This is a genomic window from Nocardioides xinjiangensis (assembly GCF_017916455.1).
GTDB lineage: Bacteria > Actinomycetota > Actinomycetes > Propionibacteriales > Nocardioidaceae > Nocardioides > Nocardioides xinjiangensis.
In genome coordinates this window covers 47669-62112 of record NZ_JAFMSY010000001.1, presented here as the reverse complement: position 1 = coordinate 62112, position 14444 = coordinate 47669, and the positions used below count along the sequence as shown (strand labels likewise).

Below are 14444 nucleotides of genomic sequence, written 5' to 3'. Positions count from 1 at the left end.
GCGTGGCCGACCGGACCTACCCTTTGGCCGTGTCGAGTGCTGTGGGGACCGTGCTGGGCGGCGTCTCGTCGTACGTCCGGCAGCGTGTCGCCGGGTGGCGCACCGGGTCCCGGGGGAGCCAGGGGTTCCTGCTCGTCGTCCTCGTCGCGATGGTCGCGACGACGACGCTCCTCGGCGCGGCCGTGCAGGTCGTGGTCCCGGTCGCCATGTGGTTCCTCTTCCTCATGGTCGGCACGATGCTGCTGCGGTTCGTGCCGCTGCTGGTCCTGGCGCTCGTGCTGGGCGCCGTCTCGGTGTGGACCTCCCTGGACACCGACTTCGCCACCGCGAGCCGCACGTCGGCGCTGACGATCTTCGGCCTGGCCCTGCTGCTGGCGATCTACCAGTCCAGCCGGCAGCGCTCCGGCCTGCCGATGGCGCTGAGCGAGGCGGTGCTGACCCAGCTGCGCGACCGGCTCCAGCGCCAGGGCGTCGTGCCGCCGCTGCCCAACGGCTGGCGCTCGCAGTCGGCGACAATCACCGCCAACGGCCCGAGCTACGCCGGCGACTTCCTCGTGGCCGACCTGCGTGAGGGACGCTGGCTGGAGATGGCGCTCGTCGACGTGTGCGGCAAGGGCACCTCGGTGGGACCGCAGGCGCTGCAGTTCGCGGGCGCGCTCGGCGGCCTCATCGGCGCGCTGCCGCCGGCCCAGATGATGGCCGCGGCCAACGCGTTCCTGCTGCGGCAGGAGTCCGACGAGTCGCTCGCGACCGCCGTGCACATCAAGGTCGACCTCGTCACCGGCGACTACACGATCACCAGCGCGGGCCACCCGCCCGCCCTTCACTGGCACCTGGACCGCCGCGGCTGGTCCATCGACAACGCGCGGGGCATGGCGCTCGGTGTCATCGACGAGGCGGAGTTCACCCCGAGCACGGGCCGGCTCCGCCCCGGCGAGGCGCTGATGTTCTACACCGACGGCGTCATCGAGGCAGCGGACCGCGACCTCGACGCGGGCATCGACTGGCTGCGGCAGGTCGCCCTGCAGGCCGTCGACGCGCGCGGCTTCACCGGCATGCCGCGACGCGTGCTCAAGAAGGTGCCGCGCGGCGACGACGACCGGGCGCTGCTGCTGCTGGAGCGCCAGCCGCTCACCTCGCCGGAGCTCGACGCCGAACGCGCCCTGCGGGTCGGCGGCTGACCGCGCCCTGGGGACGCCGGCTCAGGCGCCGCGGGAGTAGAGGTCGCGGATGACGTCCTCGATCGCGGGCTCCTGGATCGACAGGTCCGCCACGTCGTAGGCCGTCGCGCCCGGCACCACGACGGGCGGCGCCTGTCGACGAGGTCCACCACGAGGGTCCTCATCGAGCCGCCCTGGGCGTGCGCAGCCCGGCGAGCGAGCCGTCGTACACCGAGGTGCCGCGGTCGATGACGACGACCCGGTCGCAGAGCGCCTCGATGTCCTGGAGGTCGCGACCGCGACGTGCAGCATCCGCCACGCCCTCAACGCGTTCGGTCCCCGGCCCGCCCGACGAGGGGGCCGGGGATCGGCTCACACGGCCGGGGTGCGGCGCACCTCAGCTGTGCTTGACGAGGTTGACGACGCCGATCGTGCGTCCCTGGGCGTCGCGGGTGATCGCGACGCCGGCACGGCGCGCACGCGGGCTGAGCAGGATCTCGCGGTGGCCGGGGGAGTCGAGCCAGAGCTCGACCATGTCCGTCGGGCGGAGGCCGGTGCCGCGCACCAGCGTCTCGCCGGCCCAGGCGTTGTCGCACCTGCGGATGACCTCGCCCTGGTCGCGGTGCTCGAAGCGGCCCGTGCGCGCGATGCGCTCGCCCCACTGCTCGGCCAGCTGGTCGGTGCAGCCGTCGAAGCTCCAGATCTTGCGCAGTCCGTGGGCGGCTCGCGCCTCGTTGATCTGCACCATCAGCGCGTCCTCGAGGTCGTTGCTGGACGCCTCCTCGAGGTCCTTGGCCGAGACGGTCCGGGGGACCGGCCAGGTCTTGGACGCGACCTTCGCGACCCTGGAGTCGAGCTTCGGGGAGTCGGCGTGGGCCCCGGCGGTGCCCGGGACGCCGCACAGCACCGCGGCTGTGACGGCGATCGCGAGGCGGGTGATGAGTCGGGGGTGCTGCACGGGGGTCCTCCGGGAATCGGACGGCGCCAAAAGTATGCGCGTCTTGACGAAATCTTTCAGAAACTGAGACTCGACCGTAACGGCCGCTCCTGCTGATGTCGATTCGACGCCTGGCCGAGGACGGTATGCGTCGTGGTTCGTCAAGGTTTCGGCACGAATCTCGGGGACGTCTGGGGGAGATCAAAGCGCCTTGACCGTTTCTCCATGACCGAAATCGCGAAAAAAGACCCGTGGTCTGGACCTGTCGGTCCGACCACGGGTCTCGTGGTGCAGCGCCCGGGCGGGCGACCGCCGGCGTCAGTGCTGGTAGGTGCCGTGGATGATCGCGCGTCCGAGCGTCTTGAAGGCGAGGTTGAACGAGACGACGGCGGGGGAGGCGTCGGGGTCGACGCCCAGCGAGTCGTCCCTCACGGCGTGGACGACGAAGTAGTAGCGGTGCGGCTGGTCGCCCTCGGGCGGGGCGGCTCCCATGAATCCGGCCTCGCCGCCGTCGTTGCGGACGTGGAACGCGGCGCCGGGCAGCGTGTCCGAGGCGGCGCCGGCGTCGAGCGAGGTCACCTCCGCGGGGATGTCGACCAGGCACCAGTGCCAGAAGCCGCTCGGCGTCGGCGCATCAGGGTCGAAGCAGGTGACGACGTAGGACCGGGTCCCCTCGGGGGCGCCCGACCAGCTCAGCTGCGGCGAGGTGTTGCCCAGCGCCGCCACCTGGTCGTCCTTGAGGGGTGCGCCGTCGGTGACGTCGTCGCTGGTGACGGTGAAGGACGCCGTCGCCGGCAGGTAGTCGTACGGATCGGGGCTGACAGGTCGCTCGATGCTCATACCTCGAACCTAGCCACCGGGGCGCGGCTCGGGCCAGAGACAATGAGGCATGGGCACCACCACTGCGCAACCGGGCTCGGCCGACCCCCATCCCTACCTCGCGGGACTGGTGCTCACCGGCCGCCGGGTGGTCGTCGTCGGCGGCGGCCACGTGGCGCAGCGCCGGGTGCCCGCGCTCCTCGCCAGCGGTGCCGACGTGCTCGTGGTGAGCCCGGAGGTCACCCCGGCGATCGAGGGACTCGCCGGCGAGCTCACCCTGGTCCTGCGCGACTTCGCCGAGAGCGACCTCGACGGTGCGTGGTACGTCGTCGCCGCCACCGACGACCCGGCCGTCAACGCGCGCGTGGTCGCGGCGGCCGAGGAGCGGCACACGTTCTGCGTCCGCGCCGACGATGCCCTGGGCGGCACGGCGTGGACCCCGGCCGTCGGCCGCCACGGCAGCGTGACCGTGGGCGTGCTGGGCAACCGCGAGCCGCGCCGGTCGGCCGCACTCCGCGACGACATCGTCACCGCGCTGCGCGACGGGCACCTGACCGCCTCGGACGCGCTGGACCGCAGCCCCGGCGTGGTGCTGGTGGGTGGCGGACCCGGAGAGCCGGAGCTGGTCACGGTCGCCGCCCGGCACGCGCTGGCGTCCGCCGACGTGGTGGTCGCCGACCGACTGGCACCGCGCGAGCTGCTCGACGAGCTCGGCCCGCACGTGGAGCTGATCGACGTCGCCAAGCTCCCGCGCGGGCGCTCCGCCTCGCAGGAGCGCATCAACGAGCTCATCGTCGACCGGGCGCGCGCCGGGAAGCGCGTCGTGCGGTTCAAGGGCGGCGACAACTTCGTCTTCGGTCGTGGCTACGAGGAGCTGCTGGCGTGCGCGGCGGCCGACGTGCCGGTCACCGTGGTGCCCGGCCTGAGCTCGGCCATCGCCGTCCCGGCGCGGGTCGGCATCCCGGTGACCCACCGTGGCGTCGCGCACGAGTTCACCGTCATCTCCGGGCACCTGCCCCCCGGCCACCCGGACTCGCTGGTCGAGTGGTCGGCGGTCGCCGGGCTCTCCGGCACGCTGGTCCTGCTCATGGCGGTCGACAACGCTCCCGCGATCGCCGCCGCGCTCCTCGACGGCGGCCGCTCCGCCCACACCCCGGTCGCCGTGATCGTCGACGGCACCATGCCGACCGAGCGCACGGTGCTGTCCACGCTCGGCACGCTGGCCGCCGACCTCGCCGCCCACGAGGTGGTGCCGCCGGCCATCATCGTCGTCGGCGAGGTGGTGGCCGTCGCCCGCCCCGGGCACTACCCCCGTGCCTGAGCGCCCCGTGGACGTCGTCGAGATCTCCGACCCCGGCGACCCGCGCCTCGCCGACTACCGCGACCTGCGCGACGTGGAGCTGCGCAAGCACCTCGAGTCCGAGCACGGTCTGTTCCTCGCCGAGGGGGAGAAGGTGGTGCGGCGCGCCGTCGAGGCGGGCTACGACGCGCGGTCGTTCCTGATGGCGCCGCGCTGGCTCGACGGCCTCGCCGACGTCGTCGCCCGCGGCTCCGGTCCGTGCTACGTGCTCTCCGAGGCGCTCATCGAGCAGGTCACCGGCTTCCACGTGCACCGCGGTGCCCTCGCGTCGCTGCGCCGGCGGCCCCTGCCGTCGGTCGACGACGTCCTCGCGGGGGCGCGGTCGGTGCTGGTCCTCGAGGACGTCGTCGACCACACCAACGTCGGCGCGATCTTCCGGTCGGGGGCGGCCCTGGGCTTCGACGCGGTGCTGCTGGCCCCGCGGTGCGCCGACCCGCTCTACCGGCGGTCGATCAAGGTCGGGATGGGCGCGGTGTTCACCACGCCCTGGACGCGGCTGCCGGACTGGTACGACGCCCTGCCGGGCCTGGCGGCGCGCGGCTTCACCACGGTCGCCCTGACGCTGCGACCCGACTCCGTGCCGATCGAGGAGGCGGTGGCGGGCGTGGACCGGCTGGCCCTGGTCCTGGGGTCCGAGGGGCACGGGCTGTCGGAGCGGTGGGAGCAGTCGGCCGACCGGCGGGCGATCATCCCGATGGCGGCGGGGATCGACTCGCTCAACGTGGCCGCGGCGAGCGCCGTCGCGTGCTACGTCGCGGCCCGCCGCTGACCCGGTGCCGCCACCGGCGGGCGACCACGACGACCAGCACCACCGCGACCAGGACGTAGACCACGTTGCTCGCCGGCCCGACGTACGACTCCACGAGGTGCCACTGCGCGCCGAGCTCGTAGCCGGCGAGGATGAGCGCGGAGTTCCACGCCAGGCTGCCGATCGTGGTGAAGAGGCAGAACGTCGCCAGCGGCATCCGGTCCACCCCCGCCGGGATCGAGACGAGGCTGCGCACCCCCGGCACCAGCCGGCCGAGGAGGACCGCGGCCCGGCCGTGGTCGCCGAACCACGCGACGGCCTTGCGCACGTCGTCCGCCCGCATGAGCGGGATGCGGTCGGCCAGCGCGCAGGTGCGCTCCAGCCCCCACGCCGCGCCCAGCCAGTAGAGGACGAGCGCGCCCGCCAGCGAGCCCGCCGTGGCCCAGAGGATCGCGGCGAGCAGTCCGTAGTGGCCCTGGCTGGCCGTGTAGCCCGCGAGCGGCAGCACCAGCTCGCTGGGCACCGGCGGGAAGACGGTCTCCAGCGCGGTGGCCAGCCCGACGCCGGGTGAGCCGACCGTGCGCATGACGAGGACGACCCAGTCGAGAACCGCTTGCACCCCGAGGCCCCGTCAGCCGCGCTGCCGCAGCGCCTCGTGGAGCACGATGGAGCCGGCCACGGCCGCGTTGAGCGACGAGGCGGTGCCGACCATCGGGATGCTCGCGACGTCGTCGCAGGCCGCACGCCAGCCCGACGAGAGGCCGGTGGTCTCGTTGCCGACCACGACGAGCACGCGGCCGCCGAGCGCGACATCGGCCAGCGGGGTGCCCTCCTCGTCGGTGCCGACGATCCGGTAGCCGTGCGCGTGCGCGTACTCGACGACCGGGCCCGGACCCGGGACGCGGAGGACCGTCAGCGCGAACAGCGAGCCGGTGCTGGCCCGCACGGCCTGCGGGTCGTAGGGGTCGGCCGCGTGGCCGGTGACCACGAGCGCGGAGGCGCCGAACGCGTCGGCCGAGCGTGCCAGCGTGCCGATGTTGCCGGGGCTGGTGGGCCGGTCGAGGACCACGACCGGTCCGTGGGGCCGGGAGGAGTCGGCGAGCCGCTCCACCCCGTCCTCCGGCATCTCGACCACGGCGACGAGCTCGGCGCCGTCCTTGCCGCTGAGGCGCGCGTGCAGCGCGGGGGAGAGGACGACGCGCTCGGCGCCGGTGCTGGACCAGAGCCGGTCGGACCAGGCGGAGGCCGCCCCCTCGGCCCGCAGCAAGGCGCGCACCGTCCACCCCTCCTCGACGGCGCGGGTGATCGGGCGGACGCCCTGCACCAGCAGCTCGCGGTTGCGGTGCCGCTTGGCGCGGTTGGTCAGCAGCGCCTCCCACTGCTGGAAGCGCGCGTTCTCGCGGGTGATCCGCAGGTCCGTCATGCCGCGCTCACGCCGAGGCGTCGGCGGGCCAGGTGGGCGGGTAGTCCTCCGCGGCGGCCTGGTGCTTCCGCTCGAGCCGCTTGCGGGCCTTCGCCGAGAGCCGGTCACCGAAGACGGTGCCGAGGGTGTGGTCGGTCTCGTGCTGCAGGCAGCGCGCGAGCAGGCCGGTCCCCTCGAAGGACACGGGCTGCCCGTCGAGGCCCTGGCCGTCGACACGCGCCCAGTCGGGGCGCGGGCAGGACTCGAAGGAGCCCGGGAAGGAGAGGCAGCCCTCGTCGTCGTCCTCGAGCCGGCGGTCCCTGCCCTCCGGCAGCGTGAGCACCGGGTTGCACACCACGCCGACGGTGCGCACGCCGTCGGCGTCGGGGCAGTCGAAGACGAACATCGCGACGTCCTCGCCGACCTGGCAGGCCGCCAGCCCGACGCCGTCGGCGGCGTACATGGTCGCGACCATGTCGGCGGCGAGCGCGGCCAGCGCCTCGTCGTACGTCGTCACGCCGGCCTGCGGGCGGTGCATCACCGGCGTGCCCCACCGCGTGATGGGACGCACCCTCCCGCCCTCGGGGAGCGGGCCGTGCGGCGCCCGGGGCTCGGCGGGGGCGTCGGTCGGTCGGTCGGCGGACATGCCGTGGATCCTAACGAGGGGGCGGAGCGCGGCACTCACCACGGGTGAGCGACTGGCGCGACGTGTAACTCCTAGTTACAGTTTTGCCATGTCCATCATGAGCAGCCTCCGACCGGGCGGGCGGCACGGGTTGTCGACCCGGGAGACGCGCGACCCCATTGGCCTCGCCGTCGCCGCGGTGAACCGGCTGGCGCAGAGCGACCTCATCGACCGCGTCGGGCTGCGGCGCCAGGCCGAGCACGTCGTCTACTCCACCACGCGCAACGGCTTCCGGGTGGCGACGGCCGCAGGCCGCACGTTCGCCCGGGCCGGCCGGCGCACCGCCGGCACCCGGCCCGCGAGCGCCGCGTCCAGCGGTGTCTTCGACCTCACGCCGACCGAGGACGAGGCGATGCTCCTCGACGTCGCGCGCGAGCTCGCCGAGGAGGTGCTGCGGCCCGCCGCGTCGGCGGCCGACGAGGCGTGCGCGCCGCCACCCGAGGTGCTCGCCGCCGCGCAGGACGTCGGCCTCCCCGGGCTCGGCGTCCCCGACTCCCTCGGCGGGATCATGGAGGAGCGCTCGGCGATGGCGGGGACGCTGGTGGCCGAGGCGCTGGCGCACGGCGACATGGGCCTCGCCGTCGCGACGCTCGCGCCCGGTGCGGTCGCCACGGCGATCGGGCTCTGGGGCACCGAGGCCCAGCAGCAGACCTACCTCCCCGCGTTCACCGGGGACGGCGACGGATCGGGCGTCCCCGTCGCCGCCTTGACGATCGCCGAGCCGACCGTGCTGTTCGACCCGTTCACGCTGTCCACGACCGCCCTGCGCGACGGCGACGGCTACGTCCTCGACGGCCTGAAGTCGGCGGTCGTCCGGGGCGCGGAGGCCGAGCTGTTCGTGGTCGCCGCGATGCTCGACGGCACTCCCGCGCTCTTCCTCGTCGAGTCCGGCACGGAGGGGCTCGAGGTCGAGGCCGACCCCTCGATGGGCGTGCGCGCCGCCGGGCTCTCGCGCCTGCACCTCACCGGCGTGCGCCTGGGTGCCGACGCGCTGCTCGGCGACACCGCCGGCGAAGCGTACGCCGAGTGCGTCCGCCTCTCGCGCCTGGCGTGGTGCGCGCTCGCGGTCGGCACCGGCCAGGCGGTCCTCGACCACGTGAAGGACTACGTCAACGAGCGCGAGGCCTTCGGCGAGCCGATCAGCCACCGGCAGTCGGTCGCCTTCATGGTGGCCGACATCGCCATCGAGCTCCAGGCGATGCGGCTGCTGACGTGGAAGGCCGCCTCCCGCGCCACCCGCGGCGAGGACTTCGCCCGCGAGGTCGGCCTGGCCCGCCAGCTGTGCACGGAGAAGGGCATGCGGATCGGCCTCGACGGCGTGCAGCTGCTCGGTGGCCACGGGTTCGTCAAGGAGCACCCGGTCGAGCGGTGGTACCGCGACCTGCGGGCCGTCGGCGTGATGGAAGGCGTGGTGATGGTATGAACAACCCCATTCGAATGCTCGCTTCGCTCCGCTCCGAACGGGGGCCCCGGCGATGATCAACCTCGAGGTCCCCCGCAAGCACGCGGGCCTGGTCGACCAGGCCCACCAGCTGGCGATGAACATGCTGCGCCCCATCTCGCGCAAGTACGACCGCGCCGAGCACGCGTACCCCAAGGAGCTCGACATGCTCGCCGCGCTCATCGACGGCGTGTCCGAGACCGGTGCGACCGGCGGCGCCGGAGCCGGCGGCGTCCGCAGGGAGTCGGCGCCGGCCGGGGAGGGCACGGTCCGCAACGGCGCGAACCTCGCGTCCGTGCTCTCGATCGCGGAGATGTGCTGGGGCGACACCGCGCTGCTCCTGTCGATGCCCCGGCAGGGGCTGGGCAACTCCGCGATCGCCTCGGTGGCGAACGAGGAGCAGCTCGAGCGCTACCGCGGCACCTGGGCGGCGATGGCGATCACCGAGCCCGGGACCGGGTCGGACTCGGCGAGCATCACGACCACCGCGGTCAGGGACGGCGACGAGTACGTCATCAACGGCGAGAAGATCTACGTCACCTCCGGCGACCGCGCCGACAGCGTCGTGGTGTGGGCCACCCTGGACAAGGACCTGGGCCGCGCGGCGATCAAGTCGTTCCTCGTCCGCAAGGACAACCCGGGCCTCAAGGTCGAGCGGCTCGAGCACAAGCTGGGCATCCGCGCCTCCGACACCGCGGCGATCACCTTCACCGACTGCCGGGTGCCGGCCGAGGACCTCCTCGGCTCGCCGGAGATCGACACCAGCTCCGGGTTCGCCGGCGCGATGGCGACCTTCGACAACACCCGGCCGCTGGTGGCGGCGATGGCCGTCGGCTGCGCCCGGGCCGCCCTGGACCTCACCCGCGACCTGCTCGAGCAGGCCGGCGTGGTCATCGACCACGACCGGCCCGCCCAGTCGCAGTCGGCCGCCGCCGCGACCTTCCTCCGGCTCGAGGCCGACTGGGAGGGGGCGAGGCTGCTGATGATGCAGGCGGCCTGGATGGCGGACAACCGGAAGCCCAACTCGCTGGAGGCATCGATGGCCAAGGCCAAGGCCGGGCGGGTCGGCTCCGACGTGACGCTGTCGTGCGTGCAGCTGTGCGGCACCCTGGGCTACAGCGAGGCCGAGCTGCTCGAGAAGTGGGCCCGCGACTCCAAGATCCTCGACATCTTCGAGGGCACCCAGCAGATCCAGCAGCTGATCGTGGCCCGCAGGGTCCTCGGGCTCACCAGCGCCGAGCTGCGCTGAGCCGCGCCGCGACGCGGCCACCCACGAGGCGACCCACGAGGCCACGCGTGGAGGAAGCCCCTCCCGGGCTCCGGGAGGGGCTTCGTGCCGGCAGTGGACGGACGCGGGTCAGGAGACGGCCTTGAAGGGGTCGTGCTCGGCGAGCAGCTTGTCGACGCGCGCCTGGTCGATGCGGTGGAAGACGCGCTGGTCCTCCTGCATGTCGCGCACGACCTTCGCGAGCGTGAACGCCGAGGTGGTCAGGTAGAGGGTGCCGAGGGCGAGGAACCCCTTGACCCACGGATCGGCCTCCATGAAGTAGACGGCGACGAGCATCGCGAAGAGCGAGGCGCCGAAGGAGATCGCGGCCTGGGCGGCGAAGGCGGTGGTGTTCTTGGCGGTGGAGTCGGGCTTGGTGGTCATGGCAGCAGCGTGCTCCCCTCCGCGACCGCGGGGACCTGTCGCACTACCCGTCCCACCTGAGTACGCGCACCCGATCCGGGCCGGTACGTTTCGCCCCATGTCCGAGCACATGTCGCCCGAGGAGTTCCGCCGGAACGGGCACGCCGCGATCGACTGGATCGCCGACTACTGGGCCTCCCTCGACGACCTGCCGGTGCGCTCGCCGGTCGCGCCCGGCGACGTACGCCGGATGCTCCCGCCGGCGGCGCCGGAGGACGCCGAGCCGTTCGACGCGCTGCTCGCCGACCTCGACCGCGTGGTCGTGCCAGGGCTGACGCACTGGCAGCACCCGCGGTTCTTCGCCTACTTCCCGGCCAACTCCTCGCCGGCGGCGATCCTCGGCGACCTGCTCTCCAGCGGCATCGGCGCCCAGGGGATGATCTGGGCCACCAGCCCGGCGGTCACCGAGGTCGAGCAGGCCGTCCTGGACTGGTTCGGCGAGGCGCTCGGCCTCCCCGCGGCGTTCCGCAGCGACGGCCCCGGGGGCGGGGTCATTCAGGACACCGCCTCGACGGCGACCTTCACCGCGCTGCTCGCCGCGCTGCACCGCGCCAGCGGCGGCGAGGCCCGCGCGAGCGGGGTCGGAGGCGGCCGGTGGCGCGTCTACGGCTCCACGCAGGCCCACTCGTCGCTGGTGAAGGCCGCGGTGATGGCGGGCCTCGGCGAGCAGGCCGTCCGCGTCGTCGACGTGGACCCGGCGACCCAGGCCGTCGACGTCGAGGCGCTGCGCTCGGCGGTCGCCGAGGACGTCGCCGGCGGGCTGCGGCCGCTGATGGTGCACGTCGCGGCCGGCAGCACCTCCACCGGCGCGATGGACGACATCGCCGCGGTCGCCGAGGTCGCGGGCACGGCGGACATGTGGGTCCACGTCGACGCGGCTTGGGCAGGGGTCGCCGCCGTGTGTCCCGAGCTCCGCGGCCACCTCGCCGGCGTGGAGGCCGCCGACTCGTTCGTGACCAACCCGCACAAGTGGCTGCTGACCACGTTCGACTGCAGCACGTTCTGGGTGCGGGACCGGACGGCCCTCACCGGAGCGCTGTCGATCCTCCCCGAGTACCTCCGCAACGCCGCGACGGAGTCGGGCGAGGTCGTGGACTATCGCGACTGGCACCCGCAGCTGGGGCGGCGGTTCCGCGCGCTCAAGCTGTGGGCGGTGCTGCGCACCTACGGCCTCAGCGGGCTGCGCGAGCACGTCCGCAGCGGCGTCGCCCTGGCCCAGCACGTCGCGGGCCTGGTGGCCGCCGACGAGCGCTTCGAGATGGTGACCGAGCCGTCGCTGTCCCTCGTGGTCTTCCGCCTCGTGGCGGGCGACGAGGAGACGATGGCGGCGATGGAGGCGGTCAACGCCTCGGGAGAGGCCTACCTGTCGCACACGACGGTCCGCGGCCGGGCGGCCATCCGGCTCGCCGTCGGCAGCTGGCGCACGACGCAGGCGGACGTCGACCGTGCGTGGCGCGCCCTGCAGGAGGCAGCGGCCGTGCACGGATGAGCCCGCCGGGCCGCGTAGACTATGCCCACGTGCAGTTCCTCCACGCAGAGTCCGGTGCGGCCCCGGCCCACGACCTGACCTACGACGACGTCTTCATGGTCCCGAGGCACTCCTCGGTCGCCAGCCGCTACGACGTCGACCTCGCGACCTCCGACGGCACCGGCGCGACCCTGCCGCTCGTCGTCGCCAACATGACGGCGATCGCCGGCAAGCGGATGGCCGAGACCGTCGCGCGACGCGGCGGCATCACGGTCATCCCGCAGGACATCCCGATCCCGGTGGTCGCCGAGGTGGTGGCCTGGGTCAAGCAGCGCCACCGGGTCTTCGACACCCCCATCGAGCTGCGCCCCGACCAGACGGTGGCCGAGGCGCTCTCGCTGATCCCCAAGCGGGCGCACAAGGCCGCCGTGGTGGTCCAGGACGGCCGCCCCGTCGGCGTGGTGTCGGAGGCCGACTGCGCGGACGTGGACCGCTTCGCCCAGGTCGCGACCGTGATGAACCCCGCCGTCGTCACCGTCCCGGCGAGCACCGACCCGCGGGAGGTCTACGACGCCATCGAGCGGGCGAAGGCGCCCCTGGCGGTGGCGGTGTCGGAGTCCGGCGAGCTCGTCGGGGTGCTGACCCGGCTCGGCGCGCTGCGCGCCACGCTCTACACCCCCGCCGTGGACGCCGCCGGCGGGCTGCGGATCGCCGCCGCCGTCGGGGTGAACGGCGAGGTCGCCGACCGTGCCGCGGACCTGCTGGCCGCCGGCGTCGACTGCCTCGTCGTCGACACCGCGCACGGCCACCAGGACCGGATGCTGCACGCGCTGAAGGCGGTGCGCGACCTCTCCCCGTCCGTCCCCGTGGCGGCCGGCAACGTGGTCTCCGCCGAGGGCACCCGGGCGCTGGTGGAGGCCGGCGCCGACATCGTCAAGGTCGGCGTCGGGCCGGGTGCGATGTGCACGACGCGGATGATGACCGGGGTGGGCCGGCCGCAGTTCTCGGCGGTCCTCGAGTGCGCGGCCGCCGCCCGCGAGCTGGGCAAGCACGTCTGGGCCGACGGGGGAGTGCGCCACCCGCGCGACGTCGCCCTCGCGCTGGCCGCCGGCGCGTCGTCGGTGATGATCGGCTCCTGGTTCGCCGGCACGCACGAGTCGCCGGGCGACCTGATGCACGACGCCGACGGGCGAGCGTTCAAGGTGTCGTTCGGCATGGCGTCCGCCCGGGCGGTGGCCAACCGGACCTCGGGGGAGTCGTCGTACGACCGCGCCCGCAAGGGGCTCTACGAGGAGGGCATCTCGTCCTCGCGGATGTACCTCGACCCGCAGCGCCCCGGCGTGGAGGACCTCATCGACCAGATCTGCTCGGGCGTCCGGTCGTCGTGCACCTATGCCGGTGCCGCCACCCTCGCCGAGCTGCACGAGCGCGCGCTCGTCGGCGTCCAGTCCGCGGCCGGCTTCCACGAGGGCCGCCCGCTCGACAGGTCCTGGTGACCCGTGGCTGAGACGGCGCCGCGCGACTACGTCTTCGTGATGACCTACGGCCGGTCGGGCTCCACGCTGCTGATGGGCATCTTGAATTCCATTCCCGGCTGGCTGCTGCGGGGGGAGAACCGGCACGCGATGCGCCACCTCTACGAGTTCCACCGCAGCGGGCTGGTCGAGAGGGCGCGCGTCGACGCGGCCCGGGCGAGCCAGCCGACCCACCCGTGGTTCGGCATCGAGGCCTTCCCCGAGGACGTCTCCCTCGCCCACATCCGCGCGCTGGCCGAGGCAACGCTGCTGCGTCCCGAGCCCGGCACCCGGGTCACCGGCTACAAGGAGATCCGCTGGTACGACGAGGACCTGCCGGACTACCTCGAGTTCCTGCGACAGGTCTTTCCGGGTGCGCGCTTCGTGCTCAACACCCGGCGGCTCGAGGACGTCGCCGCGAGCAACTACTGGACGCACAAGGACGACCCGCTCGGTCGCGTCCGGCGGATCGAGGAGCGGATGCTCAGCGCCGCCGAGGGCCTGGGCGAGTCGGTCTTCCGGGTGCACTACGACGACTACGTCGCCGACCCGACGGTGCTCCGCGGGCTGTTCGACTGGCTCGGCGAGGAGCTCGACCTCACCGCGGTGGAGTCGGTCCTCGCCACGCCGCACTCGCGCCGGGGCAGGCACCGTGGCTGAGCGCCTGCTCGTGGTCTCCGCCACGGCTGCCGAGGCCGCCCACGTGCCGCCCGGGCTGCCGCTGCTCGTGACGGGCCTCGGCAAGACCCGCGCCGCGGCCGCGACCGCCCGCGCCCTGGCGTCGTACGACGACCTCGCCGGCCTCACCGTGCTCAACGTCGGCACGGCCGGTGCCCTGCGTCCGGGACTGGCCGGGCTGTTCGAGCCCGGGGTGGTGCTCAACCACGACCTCAGCGCTGACGTCGTCCGTGCGCTCGGCTACGACCCGCAGGAGCGCCTCGAGGTGGGGGAGTCCGACGTCGTGCTGGCCACCGGCGACGTCTTCGTCAGCGACCCGGCCGTCCGTGACGCCCTCGCCGCGCGCGCCCACCTCGTGGACATGGAGGGCTACGCCGTCGCGTGGGCCGCCCGGGAGGCCGGCGTCCCGGTCCGCCTCGTCAAGCACGTGTCGGACACCGCCGACGAGTCCGCCCTGGACTGGCCGACCCTCGTCGATGCGTCAGCGCGGGCGCTCGGCACCTGGCTGCGCGACGGCGCGCCCCCGCTGGCCGGTCGGTAGG

General features: G+C 73.8%; 16 protein-coding genes. 9 read left to right on the top strand and 7 right to left on the bottom strand.

The window, feature by feature from the left end:
* Positions 1-29: 29 nt before the first annotated feature.
* A complete protein-coding gene (locus tag J3P38_RS18220) occupies positions 30-1181 on the top strand; it encodes a PP2C family protein-serine/threonine phosphatase (protein WP_210502319.1) in 1152 nt (383 codons plus the stop codon).
* Between the two features lie 160 nt (positions 1182-1341).
* Here J3P38_RS18220 and J3P38_RS00325 read toward each other — a convergent pair whose 3' ends face one another.
* The 3 genes from J3P38_RS00325 to J3P38_RS00315 form a co-directional block, all read right to left on the bottom strand.
* Positions 1342-1479, bottom strand: a complete 138-nt coding sequence (locus J3P38_RS00325) for a hypothetical protein (RefSeq protein WP_210502318.1) — start codon at positions 1477-1479, stop codon at positions 1342-1344.
* A 78-nt stretch (positions 1480-1557) separates the two neighbouring features.
* Complete coding sequence (locus J3P38_RS18215) at positions 1558-2118, bottom strand: CAP domain-containing protein (RefSeq protein ID WP_210502317.1); 561 nt, start codon at positions 2116-2118, stop codon at positions 1558-1560.
* 297 nt (positions 2119-2415) lie between these two features.
* Positions 2416-2937, bottom strand: a complete 522-nt coding sequence (locus J3P38_RS00315; RefSeq protein ID WP_210502316.1) for a YbhB/YbcL family Raf kinase inhibitor-like protein — start codon at positions 2935-2937, stop codon at positions 2416-2418.
* A gap of 49 nt (positions 2938-2986) precedes the next feature.
* Between J3P38_RS00315 and cobA the strand changes: the two genes are divergently transcribed.
* Positions 2987-4237: a uroporphyrinogen-III C-methyltransferase gene (gene cobA / locus J3P38_RS00310; protein WP_210502315.1), complete on the top strand. Its 1251-nt coding sequence runs from the start codon at positions 2987-2989 to the stop codon at positions 4235-4237.
* Positions 4230-5045, top strand: coding sequence for a TrmH family RNA methyltransferase (locus J3P38_RS00305; protein ID WP_307807613.1), 816 nt, complete (start codon positions 4230-4232; stop codon positions 5043-5045). Before cobA ends, J3P38_RS00305 begins: the two co-directional genes overlap by 8 nt.
* On the opposite strand, the gene J3P38_RS00300 is transcribed toward J3P38_RS00305, so the two are convergent.
* Genes J3P38_RS00300 through def form a run of 3 tightly spaced genes read right to left on the bottom strand, consistent with a single transcriptional unit; the run spans position 4993 to position 7072 of the window.
* Positions 4993-5643: a DedA family protein gene (locus J3P38_RS00300; RefSeq protein WP_307807612.1), complete on the bottom strand. Its 651-nt coding sequence runs from the start codon at positions 5641-5643 to the stop codon at positions 4993-4995. The genes J3P38_RS00305 and J3P38_RS00300 overlap by 53 nt on opposite strands.
* A gap of 12 nt (positions 5644-5655) precedes the next feature.
* Positions 5656-6447, bottom strand: a complete 792-nt coding sequence (locus J3P38_RS00295; RefSeq protein WP_210502314.1) for a TrmH family RNA methyltransferase — start codon at positions 6445-6447, stop codon at positions 5656-5658.
* Between the two features lie 7 nt (positions 6448-6454).
* Positions 6455-7072 (bottom strand): peptide deformylase, encoded by a 618-nt coding sequence (gene def / locus J3P38_RS00290; RefSeq protein ID WP_210502313.1) that lies wholly within the window; start codon positions 7070-7072, stop codon positions 6455-6457.
* Positions 7073-7160: 88 nt separating this feature from the next.
* On the opposite strand from def, the gene J3P38_RS00285 reads away from it, so the two are divergent.
* The gene (locus J3P38_RS00285) at positions 7161-8534 is read left to right on the top strand and encodes an acyl-CoA dehydrogenase family protein (RefSeq protein WP_210502312.1); all 1374 of its coding nucleotides are present in this window, start codon (positions 7161-7163) and stop codon (positions 8532-8534) included.
* 52 nt (positions 8535-8586) lie between these two features.
* On the top strand, positions 8587-9801 hold the full coding sequence (locus J3P38_RS00280) for an acyl-CoA dehydrogenase family protein (RefSeq protein ID WP_210437549.1): 1215 nt from the start codon (positions 8587-8589) through the stop codon (positions 9799-9801).
* A gap of 108 nt (positions 9802-9909) precedes the next feature.
* Here the strand turns inward: J3P38_RS00280 and J3P38_RS00275 are convergent, their stop codons facing one another.
* Positions 9910-10203, bottom strand: coding sequence for a YiaA/YiaB family inner membrane protein (locus J3P38_RS00275; RefSeq protein ID WP_210437548.1), 294 nt, complete (start codon positions 10201-10203; stop codon positions 9910-9912).
* A 97-nt stretch (positions 10204-10300) separates the two neighbouring features.
* Between J3P38_RS00275 and J3P38_RS00270 the strand changes: the two genes are divergently transcribed.
* Genes J3P38_RS00270 through J3P38_RS00255 form a run of 4 tightly spaced genes read left to right on the top strand, consistent with a single transcriptional unit; the run spans position 10301 to position 14443 of the window.
* Complete coding sequence (locus J3P38_RS00270; RefSeq protein ID WP_210502311.1) at positions 10301-11731, top strand: pyridoxal-dependent decarboxylase; 1431 nt, start codon at positions 10301-10303, stop codon at positions 11729-11731.
* A gap of 29 nt (positions 11732-11760) precedes the next feature.
* Positions 11761-13206, top strand: coding sequence for a GuaB1 family IMP dehydrogenase-related protein (locus J3P38_RS00265; protein WP_307807610.1), 1446 nt, complete (start codon positions 11761-11763; stop codon positions 13204-13206).
* 3 nt (positions 13207-13209) lie between these two features.
* Complete coding sequence (locus J3P38_RS00260; RefSeq protein ID WP_210502309.1) at positions 13210-13884, top strand: sulfotransferase; 675 nt, start codon at positions 13210-13212, stop codon at positions 13882-13884.
* Positions 13877-14443, top strand: coding sequence for a nucleosidase (locus J3P38_RS00255; protein ID WP_210502308.1), 567 nt, complete (start codon positions 13877-13879; stop codon positions 14441-14443). Before J3P38_RS00260 ends, J3P38_RS00255 begins: the two co-directional genes overlap by 8 nt.
* Position 14444: the final 1 nt, after the last annotated feature.

Bases quoted from the DNA above. Each gene is read 5' to 3' on its own strand.
- J3P38_RS00285 (WP_210502312.1), top strand. From the start codon at position 7,161: ATGTCCATCATGAGCAGCCTCCGACCGGGCGGGCGGCACGGGTTGTCG.
- cobA (WP_210502315.1), top strand. From the start codon at position 2,987: ATGGGCACCACCACTGCGCAACCGGGCTCGGCCGACCCCCATCCCTAC.
- J3P38_RS00295 (WP_210502314.1), bottom strand. From the start codon at position 6,447: ATGACGGACCTGCGGATCACCCGCGAGAACGCGCGCTTCCAGCAGTGG.
- def (WP_210502313.1), bottom strand. From the start codon at position 7,072: ATGTCCGCCGACCGACCGACCGACGCCCCCGCCGAGCCCCGGGCGCCG.
- J3P38_RS00275 (WP_210437548.1), bottom strand. From the start codon at position 10,203: ATGACCACCAAGCCCGACTCCACCGCCAAGAACACCACCGCCTTCGCC.
- J3P38_RS00280 (WP_210437549.1), top strand. From the start codon at position 8,587: ATGATCAACCTCGAGGTCCCCCGCAAGCACGCGGGCCTGGTCGACCAG.
- J3P38_RS00315 (WP_210502316.1), bottom strand. From the start codon at position 2,937: ATGAGCATCGAGCGACCTGTCAGCCCCGATCCGTACGACTACCTGCCG.
- J3P38_RS00270 (WP_210502311.1), top strand. From the start codon at position 10,301: ATGTCCGAGCACATGTCGCCCGAGGAGTTCCGCCGGAACGGGCACGCC.